At 62.7% G+C, this 12,000-nt stretch carries 13 protein-coding genes; 10 read left to right on the top strand and 3 right to left on the bottom strand.

Annotated features, from left to right (window positions below; translation table 11 throughout):
- From HU767_RS08435 to HU767_RS08405, 7 genes are all read left to right on the top strand, one after another.
- Positions 1-459, top strand: a complete 459-nt coding sequence (locus tag HU767_RS08435) for an Lrp/AsnC family transcriptional regulator (protein WP_186704965.1) — start codon at positions 1-3, stop codon at positions 457-459.
- Complete coding sequence (locus HU767_RS08430; RefSeq protein WP_186729258.1) at positions 456-968, top strand: AsnC family protein; 513 nt, start codon at positions 456-458, stop codon at positions 966-968. Before HU767_RS08435 ends, HU767_RS08430 begins: the two co-directional genes overlap by 4 nt.
- A complete protein-coding gene (locus HU767_RS08425; RefSeq protein WP_186704963.1) occupies positions 961-1,404 on the top strand; it encodes an AsnC family transcriptional regulator in 444 nt (147 codons plus the stop codon). The genes HU767_RS08430 and HU767_RS08425 overlap by 8 nt, the downstream gene beginning before the upstream one ends.
- Positions 1,379-1,948 carry an Lrp/AsnC family transcriptional regulator gene (locus HU767_RS08420; RefSeq protein WP_186729257.1) on the top strand — a complete coding sequence of 190 codons (570 nt, stop codon included), beginning with the start codon at positions 1,379-1,381 and terminating at the stop codon, positions 1,946-1,948. Before HU767_RS08425 ends, HU767_RS08420 begins: the two co-directional genes overlap by 26 nt.
- A gap of 67 nt (positions 1,949-2,015) precedes the next feature.
- Positions 2,016-3,194, top strand: a complete 1,179-nt coding sequence (nirJ, locus tag HU767_RS08415) for a heme d1 biosynthesis radical SAM protein NirJ (protein WP_186729256.1) — start codon at positions 2,016-2,018, stop codon at positions 3,192-3,194.
- A gap of 40 nt (positions 3,195-3,234) precedes the next feature.
- Positions 3,235-4,077: a uroporphyrinogen-III C-methyltransferase gene (gene cobA, locus HU767_RS08410; RefSeq protein WP_186729255.1), complete on the top strand. Its 843-nt coding sequence runs from the start codon at positions 3,235-3,237 to the stop codon at positions 4,075-4,077.
- A complete protein-coding gene (locus tag HU767_RS08405; RefSeq protein WP_186729254.1) occupies positions 4,074-5,570 on the top strand; it encodes a nitrite reductase in 1,497 nt (498 codons plus the stop codon). Before cobA ends, HU767_RS08405 begins: the two co-directional genes overlap by 4 nt.
- A gap of 239 nt (positions 5,571-5,809) precedes the next feature.
- Here the strand turns inward: HU767_RS08405 and HU767_RS08400 are convergent, their stop codons facing one another.
- Both HU767_RS08400 and HU767_RS08395 read right to left on the bottom strand, forming a co-directional pair.
- Positions 5,810-6,994, bottom strand: a complete 1,185-nt coding sequence (locus tag HU767_RS08400) for a porin (RefSeq protein ID WP_186729253.1) — start codon at positions 6,992-6,994, stop codon at positions 5,810-5,812.
- A 438-nt stretch (positions 6,995-7,432) separates the two neighbouring features.
- Entirely contained in the window at positions 7,433-8,707 is a 1,275-nt protein-coding gene (locus HU767_RS08395) for a glucarate dehydratase family protein (protein ID WP_186729252.1), read from the bottom strand.
- A gap of 103 nt (positions 8,708-8,810) precedes the next feature.
- On the opposite strand from HU767_RS08395, the gene HU767_RS08390 reads away from it, so the two are divergent.
- A complete protein-coding gene (locus HU767_RS08390) occupies positions 8,811-9,707 on the top strand; it encodes a LysR substrate-binding domain-containing protein (protein ID WP_186729251.1) in 897 nt (298 codons plus the stop codon).
- 283 nt (positions 9,708-9,990) lie between these two features.
- Positions 9,991-10,425 carry a nuclear transport factor 2 family protein gene (locus HU767_RS08385; protein WP_186729250.1) on the top strand — a complete coding sequence of 145 codons (435 nt, stop codon included), beginning with the start codon at positions 9,991-9,993 and terminating at the stop codon, positions 10,423-10,425.
- A gap of 186 nt (positions 10,426-10,611) precedes the next feature.
- Here the strand turns inward: HU767_RS08385 and HU767_RS08380 are convergent, their stop codons facing one another.
- The gene (locus tag HU767_RS08380; RefSeq protein ID WP_186729249.1) at positions 10,612-11,535 is read right to left on the bottom strand and encodes a LysR family transcriptional regulator; all 924 of its coding nucleotides are present in this window, start codon (positions 11,533-11,535) and stop codon (positions 10,612-10,614) included.
- A 128-nt stretch (positions 11,536-11,663) separates the two neighbouring features.
- Here HU767_RS08380 and HU767_RS08375 point away from each other — a divergent pair, with 128 nt between their 5' ends.
- Positions 11,664-11,870 carry a 4-oxalocrotonate tautomerase family protein gene (locus tag HU767_RS08375; RefSeq protein ID WP_186729247.1) on the top strand — a complete coding sequence of 69 codons (207 nt, stop codon included), beginning with the start codon at positions 11,664-11,666 and terminating at the stop codon, positions 11,868-11,870.
- Positions 11,871-12,000 lie beyond the last annotated feature (130 nt).

Below are 12,000 nucleotides of genomic sequence, written 5' to 3'. Positions count from 1 at the left end.
ATGGCACCCAGCTCACTGGCCCGGCGCCTGATCGATCGATTCCAGCATGGCCTGCCGTTGTGCGCCGAGCCCTATCGGGCCATGGCCGAGACCCTGGGCTGCAGCGAAGCCCAGGTCATCGATTGCCTGCACCACCTGCACGTGGCCGGGACCTTATCGCGGGTCGGCCCGGTGTTCGAACACACCCGCGCCGGGGCCAGCACCCTCGTCGCCCTGGCCGTGCCCGAAGACCGCCTGCACCAGGTGGCGGCACGCGTCAGCCAATACCCGGAAGTCAATCACAACTATGCCCGGGAACATCGCTACAACCTCTGGTTCGTGCTGACCGGCCCCAACCGGGCGCACCTGGACAACATCCTCCAGGAACTGGAACACGACACCGGCCTCACGCCCCTGGACCTGCCCATGCTCACCGCCTACCGCATCGACCTGGGCTTTGCCCTGGAGGCCACCCCATGAAAAACGCCCTGAGCGAACAACAGTCACTGGCCTTGCGCCGTCTGCTGGAAACCGGCCTGCCCCTGACATCCCGTCCCTTCCAGGCCTTGGCCGAACAGATCGAGGCCAGCGAGCCACAAGTGCTCGAACAGGTGCAGCGCTGGCATGAACAGGGGCTGTTCCGTCGTGTCGGCCTGGTGGTCAACCATCGCGCCTTGGGGTTTGCCGCTAACGCCATGCTGGTGCTGGATGTGCCGGACGCCCTGGTCGATGAAGTCGGTCGGCGCCTCGGCCAGGCCCCGGGCATCAGCCTTTGCTACCAGCGTCCACGGCGCCTGCCCCAGTGGCAATACAACCTGTTCTGCATGATCCACGGGCGCCAGCGTGACCGCGTCGAGGCCCAGGTCCAGGCGCTGCTGGAAGAACACCTGCTGGACGACCTGCCGCACCAACTGCTGTTCAGCACGCACCTGTTCAAGCAATGCGGCGGACGTTTCGCCGCACCGGTCGGAGCCCGTAGCGATGGATGACCTCGACCGGCGCCTGATCAATCGCCTGCAATTGGGCCTGCCACTGGTCCGTCACCCTTGGCAGGCCCTGGCCGAGGAACTGGACAGCAATGCGACTGAACTGCTCGACCGCCTGCATGAACTGCTCAACGACGGCGTACTGACCCGCTTCGGCCCGATGTTCGACATCGATCGCCTGGGCGGTGCGTTCACCCTGGCGGCACTGGCGGTGCCCGAGTCGCACTTCGAAACCATCGCCGAGCTGCTCGCGGACATGCCCGAAGTCGCCCACAACTACCGCCGCGAACACACCTGGAACATGTGGTTCGTGCTCGCCTGCCCCAGCGAACAGGCGATCAACGACGCCCTCCTGCGCATCGAGCACCTGACCGGCCTGGTGCCGCTGAACCTGCCCAAAGAGGAGACCTACCATGTCGGCCTGTACTTCCCCGTCTGAGTCGTTGTGGCAAGCACCGCCACGGCTGGATGAAACGCCCTTGGCCCTGCGCCTGGTGGAACTGACCCAGGCCGGCCTGCCCTTGCTCGGAGACCCCTGGGCCTGGCTGGCCGAACAACTGGGCTTGAGCGTGGAATCCACCATTGACCTGCTCAAGCGTTTGCAGGCCGAAGGCGCGATCCGGCGCATCGCCGCCGTGCCCAATCACTATCGCCTGGGTTATCGCCACAACGGCATGACGGTGTGGGACGTGGCCGATGCCGATATCGCACGCCTCGGCGCCCTGCTGGGAGCACAGCCCTTTGTCAGCCACTGCTATCGGCGCCCGCGCCGGCCCGGTTGGCGCTACAACCTGTTCGCCATGGTCCACGGCCGCAGCCGCGAAGAAATCGACCGCTACCGCGAACACCTGCGCTATTTGCTGGGGGACGCCTGCGCCGCCGACGACATGCTGGTGAGCAGCCGCATCCTGAAAAAAACCGGCCTGCGGCTATCGCCTGTGGGAGCAAAGCTTGCTCGCGAAGCAGGGGCGTCGGTTTTATGAAGGACCGCATCGGTTTCATCGCGGGCAAGCCTTGCTCCCACCAAGCCTTGCTCCCACGGAGCGACTTATGTTGAGGATCAGCCATTACCTGCGGGCCCTGGCCGGGCATTGCCCCGCCCCACGCGTCGCGCCACCGGGCAGCCAGCGCCCGCCGGTGGTGATCTGGAACTTGCTCAGGCGTTGCAACCTGACCTGCAAGCACTGTTACGCAACATCCGCCGACAGCGTGTTTCGCGATGAACTGGACACAGCGGCGGCACTCCAGGTCATCGATGACCTGCATGATGCCGGTGTGCGCGTGCTGATCCTGTCCGGCGGCGAACCCTTGCTGCGCGACGATCTGTTCCAGCTCAGCGCCTATGCTCGCGACAAAGGCTTTTTCCTGGCCCTGTCCACCAATGGCACATTGATCGACGCCACCAACATCGAACTGATTGCCGCGGCGAACTTCGACTACGTCGGCATCAGCATCGATGGCCTGGAAGCGACCCACGATGAATTCCGCCAGCTCAAGGGCAGTTTCGCCAGCTCCATGGCGGCCATCCGGCTCTGTCGCGAGCAAGGGATCCGGGTCGGATTGCGCACCACCCTCACCCAGCAAAACCATGCCCAACTGCCACGCTTACTGGACTTGATGGATGAATACGACGTACAGAAATTCTACCTGTCGCACCTCAACTACAGCGGCCGCGGCAAGCGCAGTCGCAAGCTCGATGCCCAGCAGCAGATGAGCCGCGAGGCCATGGACTTGATCTTCGAACGGGCCTGGCGCGACATCGAACAGGGACGCGACAGTGATTTCGTCAGCGGCAACAACGATGCCGATGCGATCCTCTTGCTGCACTGGGTATCCCGGCACTTGCCCCAGCACTACGCCGCATTGGAGCAGATGCTGCGGGCCTGGGGCGGCAATGCCTCGGGCAGCGGCATTGCCAACATCGACAATACCGGCGAGGTCCACCCCGATACCTACTGGTGGCAGCACTCGGTGGGCAACGTGCGCCAGACAGCGTTCAAGACCCTCTGGTCAGAGCGCCCCGATGCCCTGCTCTTGAAGCTGCGCGAACACCCCCGGGCCGTGGGCGGCCGCTGCGGGCAATGCCGATGGCTGGACATCTGCAACGGCAATACCCGCACCCGCGCCTGGGCCGACGGCGACCTGTGGGGCCAGGACCCCGGCTGCCACCTCAGCGATGACGAAATTGGCCTGCACCCGATCCCCAGCGTTGCGCTGCCCTGCGCCTGATGAACCGACGGCGAACCTGATACCGAACCAAGGAAGTCCCATGCCTGCCTCCATCGTTTTGCCCGCTGCCCTGCAATCGCCCTTCAGACCGGGCGAGGTCGCCCTGGTCGGCGCAGGCCCCGGTGACCCGGGCCTGCTGACCTTGCGCGCCTGGAGCCTGTTGCTGCAGGCCGACGCGGTGGTCTATGACCGCTTGATCAGTGCGCAATTGCTCAGTCTGATTCCACTCACGTGCGCCCGGCATTACGTCGGCAAGGCCGCCGGCTGCCACAGCCTGCCCCAGCCACAGATCAACGAACTGCTGGCCGACCTGGCCGACCAGGGACAACGGGTGGTGCGGCTCAAGGGCGGCGATCCGTTCATCTTCGGTCGCGGCGCCGAGGAACTGGAGTATCTGCTGGCGCGGGGTATCGATTGCCAAATCGTGCCTGGTATCACCGCCGCGGCCGGTTGCAGCACTTACGCCGGCATTCCCTTGACCCATCGCGACCTGGTCAATTCCTGCCGTTTCATCACCGGTCATTTGCAACGCGAAGGCGACTTGAACTTGCCTTGGCAAAGCCTGGCGGATGACAGCCAGACCCTGGTGTTCTACATGGGCTTGTCGAACCTCGGCACCATTGCCACGCAGTTGATCGCGGCGGGCCTGGCGGCTGATACGCCGGCGGCGTTGATCAGCAACGGCACGCGCCCCGACCAGCAGGTCCTGCGCGGTACTCTCCAGCAACTGCCGGAGCTGGCGCAGGCGTGCGCCGAAGGCCTGCCGACCTTGACGGTGATCGGCAAGGTGGTTGGCTTGTTTGCCCATCAGTTACTGGAACATCCAGCCCGTCTGCACCCGGTCCTCCCGCACCAGCCAGGTATGGCGAGGGTGGCGTCATGAGGATCGGCTGGCTTGCCCCGCTACTGTGGATCGGTGCCGTCCACGGCGCCTCGGTGCCTGAACCGGACCTGGCATGGGCCGAACAGACCTACCAGCAACACTGCCAGCAGTGCCACGGGGTCAATCGCATCGGCGCTGCCGGGCCGGCACTGTTGCCGCAGAGCCTGAGCCGGATCAAGCCCGACGAAATTCGCCAGGTGATCACCCATGGACGCCCGGCCAGCCAGATGGCGGCGTTCGGCGCAGTGCTGACGTCTGCGCAGGTCGATGGCCTGACCCACTATCTTCAACGTCCGCCCGCCGTTGAACCGACCTGGAGCGAGGACGACACCCGCCGCAGTCATCGCTTGCTGGCGGATGTCGCCAGCCTGCCCGATAAACCCCAGCATCACGCTGATCCGCTGAACCTGTTCGTGGTGGTGGAGGCTGGCGATCATCACGTCGATATTGTCGACGGCGATCGCTTCGAGGTCCTGGCGCGCTTCGCTTCACACTTTGCGCTGCATGGCGGACCGAAATTTTCCCCGGACGGACGCTTCGTCTATTTCGCCTCCCGGGACGGCTGGATCAGCCTGTATGACCTGCACAACCTCACGCTGATCGCCGAGGTGCGGGCCGGGCTCAATACCCGCAACCTGGCGGTGAGCAAGGACGGGCGCTGGGTGCTGGTGGGCAACACCCTGCCGGGCAATGTGGTGGTGCTGGATGCCCGCGATCTGTCACTGGTCAAGACCGTTGCAACGGTGGGCCTGAACGGCCAGCCGTCGCGGGTCAGTGCGGTGTATACCGCGCCGCCGCGCAACAGCTTCATCGTGGCCTTGAAAGACGTGAAAGAGGTCTGGGAACTGTCCAGCGGACCGAACCCGGACTTCGTGCCCCGACGGATCGAGGCCGAGGATTACCTCGATGATTTTTCCTTCTCGCCCGATTACCGGCAGTTGCTCGCCACCTCCCGCAAGGCCCAGGGCGGCCAGGTGATCGACCTCGACACCGGGCGGATCGTCACTGACATCGCGCTGCCGGGCATGCCACACCTGGGCTCGGGGACCTATTGGAAACGCGATGGGCACTGGGTGTTCGCCACGCCCAACATCAGCAAGGGATTGATCTCGGTGATCGATTTCGACACCTGGAAAGTCATCAAGCAGATCCCCACGCTGGGGCCGGGTTTCTTCCTGCGCAGTCACGCCAACTCCCGCTACGCCTGGACCGATGTGTTCTTCGGCCCGGACAACGATGCCATCCACCTGATCGACAAACAGACCCTGGAAATCGCCCACACCCTGCGGCCCATGCCCGGCAAGACCGCCGCCCACGTCGAGTTCACCCGCGATGGCCGCTACCTGCTGTTGAGCATCTGGGATAGCGATGGCGCGCTGATCGTCTACGACAGCAACACCCTCGAGGAAATCAAGCGACTGCCCATGAACAAGCCTTCGGGCAAGTACAACGTCGGCAACAAGATCGAGTTTGCCGAGGGGACGTCGCACTGAAAAAAAGGGGCTGATGCGCAGCCCCCAATATCAACCGATCTGAGACACCAGGGTGTCAGGTCTCAGGGCCGCTTCGCGCCCCAGCGGGAGCAAGCTCCCTCGCCACAAAAGCAGGGGTCGACTTCATTTTTGAGTACGAGCGCAACCCTGTGGCGAGGGAGCTTGCTCCCGCTGGGCTGCGCAGCAGCCCCAAAGCAGGCTTGACCCACCCTGGTGCCAGGCCCAAAGGGATTTCCCCCTCACCAGGTAAGCACCGCCCCCACCGCAAACGTGTCGGTATCTTCGTTCTGGGCGCTCGTATCGTGGCCATTGATTTCGAACTGGTTGTACTCGGCCACGAGCTTGAGGTTGTCGTTGATGTCATGGAACAGCGCAATGCCACGGGTTTCGTAATCGGCACCACTGCCCACCACGCCGTTGCCGTCGTCATCGGTCTTGCCGTAGGACAGCGCCAAGCGGTTCTTGCCCAGCTTGTAGGAGCCCTGCAACAGGTAGCCATTGCTGTCGACATTGCGCAGGGTCGCTTCACCGGCGTTGTTGGTGAAAAACGGGTTGATGCCCTTGGCCTGGAACCCCGAACCGGTGAGCGACAGCCCGCCCATCTTGGCCTGCACGCCGTAGCCCAGGCCCTTGGAGGTCACTGACTCCACCGTGGAATCGGTGTTGTCCGAAGTCTGGTAGCTGCCGTTGAGCCAGCTGTAGATCTTCGCCCCACCCAGGTCGAACTGATAGGTGATCTCGCTCTCGGTGCGCGGGTTTTCCTGATAGGCCTTGCCGGTGGCGCTGTTGTCGTTGGTGTCCACCGGGTCCATGATCCCCACCGCCACGCGCAAGCCCTCCATCACCGGCGTGCGGTAGGTGATCTGCGAGGTCGGGAACGGGTACGGATAGCCGCTGCCAATGTTGCCGAACGACACGCCACCACCGTCCACCAGCCCCAGGGTATCGCTGACCTGGCCATAACCGGCGAGCAGTTCGTCCAGCAGGATGTTGGAGCGGGCAAACAGACCGAAGTCCTTGCCGATCAGCACTTCGCCCCACTCCGGGTTGGCCACGGTGCCGTAGAACTGGCGCACGTCGATGGCGGTGTCGGTGCCGTTGGTTTCGCTGTCGTTGATGGTTACCCAGAACGAGGCCCGGGCACCGAGCTTGAGGTCATCGACCTGCTTGCCCATGTTGAAACCCAGGTAGTTGGGCAAAAAGCCCATCTTGACCCGCGCCTGCCGCCGGTCGTACTGCTCACCCGCGCGGTCGACGTCGCTGTTGACGTAAAAGGCGTTGATGTAGCCGTCGGTGGAAAAGGTGGTCTGGTCCTTGTCGTACAGCATGATTTCGGCGTTGGCCCAAGGCGTCAGGCCCAGGCTCGAAACACCTACGATGACCGCAGGCAAAAAACGTTGGCGGGTATTTTTATTGTTGTGCATGGCGCGCTCCGCAACAGGGGACGGGATGTCGGAGGCGATTATCGAAAGGCGCCAGGGCGCGTCATACGCTGCCTTGGGAGCGATTGGCGGATGCTTTGGCAGCGCCGGCCCGGCGCGGCAGTTTGGGTGTAAGACGGCGAGGCTGGCGGGTGCGGTACTTTGGGTGTGGGCCGCAAGGTGGCTTGGGAGGATCAACCCATTGGGCAGTCATAGTGAGCTGGCTGGTTTGGGGCTGCTGCGCAGCCCAGCGGGAGCAAGCTCCCTCGCCACAGGGGTCGCACCCACACTCAAAATTGAAGTCAGATCCAGCTTTTGTGGCGAGGGAGCTTGCTCCCGCCACAGGGGTCGCACCCACACTCAAAATTGAAGTCAGATCCAGCTTTTGTGGCGAGGGAGCTTGCTCCCGCTGGCCTGCGCAGCAGGCCCCTCGCCTTCGGCTCAGAACCGCGGCTTGACGGTCTTCCAATCCGGCCGGTAACGCTGCATCTGCCGCACATCGTCGCGCTGGCGGATGCCGCAACTGAGAAACTGCTCATGCAGCTTGCCCAGTTGATCCCGGTCCAGCTCCAAGCCAAGCCCAGGCGCCCGGGTGATCTTCACGCAGCCGTCGACAATCGGCAGCTTGCCGCCCTTGATCACTTCTTCATCCGGCTCCTGCCACGGGTAATGGGTGTCACAGGCATAGTCGAGGTTCGGCACCGCGGCCGCGACGTGGGCCATGGCCATGAGGCTGATGCCCAGGTGCGAGTTGGAATGCATCGACACGCCCAGGCCGAAAGTGCTGCACATTTTCGCCAACACCTGGGTGTCCCGCAGGCCGCCCCAGTAATGGTGGTCGGCCAATACGATCTGCACGCTGTCCTGGGCCACGCTGCGGCGGAACTCATCGAAATCGGTGACCACCATATTGGTCGCCAGCGGCAACCCCGTACGCTTGTGCAGCTCGGACATACCCGCAAGTCCCGGCGTCGGGTCTTCGTAATACTGCAGGTCATCCCCCAGCAGTTCGGCCATGCGAATCGAGGTTTCCAGGGACCAGTTGCCATTGGGGTCGATGCGCAACGGGTAGCCGGGAAACGCCTGTTTCAGCGCCTTGATGCAGGCGACTTCATGCTCCGGATCGAGGGCGCCAGCCTTGAGCTTGATGCTCTTGAAACCATAGTCCTGGATCATCCGCCGGGCCTGGGCGACGATCTGCTCTTCGTTGAGGGCCTCGCCCCAAGTGTCGGCTGGGTACGGCGAATCGATGTGCTCGGCGTACTTGAAAAACAGGTATGCGCTGAACGGAATTTCGTCGCGGATCGCGCCGCCCAGCAGGTCCACCAACGGCACGTTCAGGTAATGGGCCTGCAAATCCAGGCAAGCCACTTCGAACGCCGAATAGGCATTGCTCACCGCCTTGCTCGCATGGGAACCCGGCGCCAGTTCGGCACCGCTGACGCTGGCCGGTTTCTGCGCGGCGACGGTCGCCTGGACGATGGCCCGCAACTGGTTGAGGTTGAACGGGTCCAGGCCGATCAACTGGCTCTGCAACTGCTGCTGGATCGCCAGGGCCGGGGCATCGCCGTAGCTCTCCCCCAGGCCGATGTAACCGTTGTCGCTCTCGATCTCGATGATCGAACGCAACGCGAACGGTTCATGGATGCCGCTGGCGTTAAGCAAGGGTGGGTCGCGAAAAGCGATGGGGGTGACGGTGACGCGTTTGATCTTCATACAGCGGCTCCCAATCAGTGTTGAGGAAAGGGACGATGATGGACGCGGCGGATTGTTCCCGTCTAATCTAACTTGGCTCTTGATTGATACCTGGATTGAATCAATGTTTGAACTGGCCCAGTTGCGCTGCTTTACCACCGTGGCGACCGAACTCAACTTCCGGCGTGCCGCCGAACGCCTGAACATGACCCAGCCACCGCTGAGCCGGCAGATCCAATTGCTGGAGCATCACCTGGGCGTCGAACTGTTCACCCGCAGCACCCGCAGCGTGGCGCTCACCGCCGCCGGCCGGGCGTTTTTCGTCGAAGCGCAGAACCTGTTGGAACAGGCGCAACAGGCCGCCGAGGCCGCCAAACGTTTTGCCAAGGGTGACATCGGCTCGGTGACCATCAGCTTCGTCGGCAGCGCGGTGTACGAGTTTCTGCCCAAGGTGATTGCCGAGGCCCGGCTGAAACAGCCCCAGGTCAAAATCGTCCTGGCGGAAATGAACACCTATCAACAGCACGAAGCCCTGCGCGCCCGGCGCATCGACCTGGGCATCGTCCGCTCGCCGCTGCTGGAAACCGGCTACGCCACCGAATGCCTGGTGCGCGAACCTTTCGTGCTGGCGGTGCCCGCCGGGCATCCGCTGGCCAGCGCCGAATCCGTCAGCGTCCAAGACCTGGATGGACAACCGTTCCTGATGTACTCCCACGCCGCCTACCCGCCCTTCAACGAACTGCTCACCGGCATGCTCCGCTCGGCCCGGGTCGCGCCGCAATTCGTGCAATGGCTGGGGTCGTCGCTGACCATCCTGGCCCTGGTCAACGCCGGCATGGGCCTGGCCCTGGTACCGCGTTGCGCCAGCAGCGTGGTGTTCAAGCAAGTGGTGTTTCGCGAGATCGATTTGGGCGAAGGGGTGCAGAGCGAGTTGCATTTGGTGTGGCGGGAGGATAACGACAACCCGGCGTTTACCATGTTGCTGGAGGGGATTCGGGGGGCGGTTCGAGAAGGACTTTAAGGCCTACACAAAAGCTGTGGCCTGTGAAACCCGTGGCGAGGGAGCTTGCTCCCGCTGGGCTGCGAAGCAGCCCCTGGTGCTGACACCGAGGTGTGCCAGGTTTATGGGGAGCAGGTTTTTTGGGCTGCTGCGCAGCCCAGCGGGAGCAAGCTCCCTCGCCACATTGTCAGCGCTCTTGAGCCGTGCGACCGGCTGGTTTGCCAACGCCTCACTTCAAGTTGTACGATGACCGACGAGCACCCATCGCTCGCGTTCCTAATACCTACAACAACAAGGAAATCCCATGAAAAAAGCGACATTGGTCATTAGCTTCTTGTGCCTGTTCAGCGGCTACGCAGCGGCAGCCTCTTCGTCGGCCGAGCAGGAAGTGGCGCAGGCGGTCGACCACCTGACCCAAGCCATGCTGCACAAAGACATCCCCCAGCTCCAGGCACTGGCCGCCGAGAACCTGACCTATGGTCACTCCAGCGGCAACATCCAGGACAAGAAAGCCTTCATCGCCGACATCGAAACGGGCAAGAGTGCGTTCAAGACCCTGGAAATGAAGAACCAGAAAATTACTCTGTCCGGTGATGTGGCGCTGGTGCGCAATCACTTCTCGGCCCAGGCGCTCAAGGGCACTGAAGTGGTGCCGACGGAAATCGAGAACTTCCAGATCTGGCAGAAGCAGAAGAATGGCAAGTGGCTGCTGATCGGGCGTCAGGCGTTTCGGTTCTGATAGCGGGTTGACCGGGAAGACCTCTGTGGCAAGCGCAATTCTGTTCACTTGAGGCTGCTGTGATTCCTTGTGGCGAGGGAGCTTGCTCCCGCTGGGCTGCGTAGCGGCCCATTCTGTGAGCGCTTCGCACTCAAGCGGGAGCAAGCTCCCTCGCCACGGATTGCTGCCCTCGCCGGTTGTATTCCCTCAAGTCGCGGCCCACTGCTCCCGGTACTGCAACAGGAAATCCACGAACGCACGCACCCGCTGCGGCACGTACCGACCGTGGGGATACAACAAGGTGAACGGCCGTGAGCGCCCCGCGAAAGGCGCAAGCACCTCCAGCAACTGCCCGCTGGCCAACTCCTGCTCCACGATGAATTTGTAGGTCTGGAACAATCCCGCGCCATGCTTGGCCAACGTCACCCCGCCCAGTACATCATCCGAGCAGCAATACCCGCCCTGCCCGAACAGTTCCTTCTCCTTGCCCTCGACATTGAATAGCCAGGAAATCCGTCGCCCGCTGCTGGGCAGTTCGAACTGGATGCACTCGTGGTCATCCAGGTCTTCAAGCACCTGCGGCGTGCCGGCCTTGCGCAGATACTCCGGGGAGGCGACCACCACCAGTTTCGCGTCTTCCAGCAGCCGGGCGATCATCGACGAGTCGGGCTGGGCCCGCACTCGGATGGCAAGGTCATACCCTTCGGCAACAAAATCGATGTTTCGATTGCTCAGGTGCAGGTCCACCGTCACTTGCGGGTACAGCGCCCGAAAAGCCGGGAGCAAGGGCAGGATGCGATGGTGACCGTAGGTGGTGGGCAGGCTGATGCGCAGTTGCCCGGACGGCACCGATTGCGCGCCCATCATTTCCTGTTGCGCCTCGACCAGTTGCGTCAGCGCTTGTCGGCATTGCTCGAAATAGGTCCTGCCGGCTTCGGTCAAGCGGATGCTGCGGGTGGTGCGCACGAAAAGCCGTGAGCCCAGGCGCTCTTCCAGGCGAAAGATCGAGCGACTCACCGCCGCAGGCGTCACACCCGCCAATTGCGCCGCCGCGGTGAAACTGCCCGCCTCCGCCGCGAGGCAGAACAGTTCTATGCTGCCCAACTGCAGGTCTTCGAAATGACGCTTCATGATTCGTTACACCGCGTATCAACTGAAGTTTCCAAATGTCTGTTTATCAGTCCGTGGCGTATAAATACAGTGGCCTTGCAACACGCGGGCGCTGTCCCGCGTCCATTTCCCACCCGCTGGAGTGCACCATGCCTTTCGTCAATGTGCGAATTACCCGAGACGGCGTTACCCGTGAACAGAAAGCCCAGGTGATTTCCGAAATCACCGAAACCCTCCAGCGCGTGCTGGGCAAGGACCCGCAATTGACTCATATCGTGATCGAAGAAGTCGACACGGATAATTGGGGATATGCGGGGATGACGACGACTGAGTATCGAAGTCTTCCCAAGGAGTAAGGCCCCACCTTTGCGAGCCCGGTCCGATTGACCGGGCTTTTTTCTGCCTGCCAACCCGTCAACCCTGTGGGAGCGAGCCTGCTCGCGATAGCGTCAGGCCAGTCAGTATTGATATTGACTGACACACCGC

Source organism: Pseudomonas sp. SWRI179 (assembly GCF_014268705.1).
Lineage (GTDB): Bacteria > Pseudomonadota > Gammaproteobacteria > Pseudomonadales > Pseudomonadaceae > Aquipseudomonas > Aquipseudomonas zanjanensis.
This window is presented reverse-complemented; position numbering and strand designations above follow the sequence as displayed.

Coding starts and splice junctions, on each gene's coding strand:
- HU767_RS08435 (WP_186704965.1), top strand. CDS start 1: ATGGCACCCAGCTCACTGGCCCGGCGCCTGATCGATCGATTCCAGCAT.
- HU767_RS08430 (WP_186729258.1), top strand. CDS start 456: ATGAAAAACGCCCTGAGCGAACAACAGTCACTGGCCTTGCGCCGTCTG.
- HU767_RS08425 (WP_186704963.1), top strand. CDS start 961: ATGGATGACCTCGACCGGCGCCTGATCAATCGCCTGCAATTGGGCCTG.
- HU767_RS08420 (WP_186729257.1), top strand. CDS start 1,379: ATGTCGGCCTGTACTTCCCCGTCTGAGTCGTTGTGGCAAGCACCGCCA.
- nirJ (WP_186729256.1), top strand. CDS start 2,016: ATGTTGAGGATCAGCCATTACCTGCGGGCCCTGGCCGGGCATTGCCCC.
- cobA (WP_186729255.1), top strand. CDS start 3,235: ATGCCTGCCTCCATCGTTTTGCCCGCTGCCCTGCAATCGCCCTTCAGA.
- HU767_RS08405 (WP_186729254.1), top strand. CDS start 4,074: ATGAGGATCGGCTGGCTTGCCCCGCTACTGTGGATCGGTGCCGTCCAC.
- HU767_RS08400 (WP_186729253.1), bottom strand. CDS start 6,994: ATGCACAACAATAAAAATACCCGCCAACGTTTTTTGCCTGCGGTCATC.
- HU767_RS08395 (WP_186729252.1), bottom strand. CDS start 8,707: ATGAAGATCAAACGCGTCACCGTCACCCCCATCGCTTTTCGCGACCCA.
- HU767_RS08390 (WP_186729251.1), top strand. CDS start 8,811: ATGTTTGAACTGGCCCAGTTGCGCTGCTTTACCACCGTGGCGACCGAA.
- HU767_RS08385 (WP_186729250.1), top strand. CDS start 9,991: ATGAAAAAAGCGACATTGGTCATTAGCTTCTTGTGCCTGTTCAGCGGC.
- HU767_RS08380 (WP_186729249.1), bottom strand. CDS start 11,535: ATGAAGCGTCATTTCGAAGACCTGCAGTTGGGCAGCATAGAACTGTTC.
- HU767_RS08375 (WP_186729247.1), top strand. CDS start 11,664: ATGCCTTTCGTCAATGTGCGAATTACCCGAGACGGCGTTACCCGTGAA.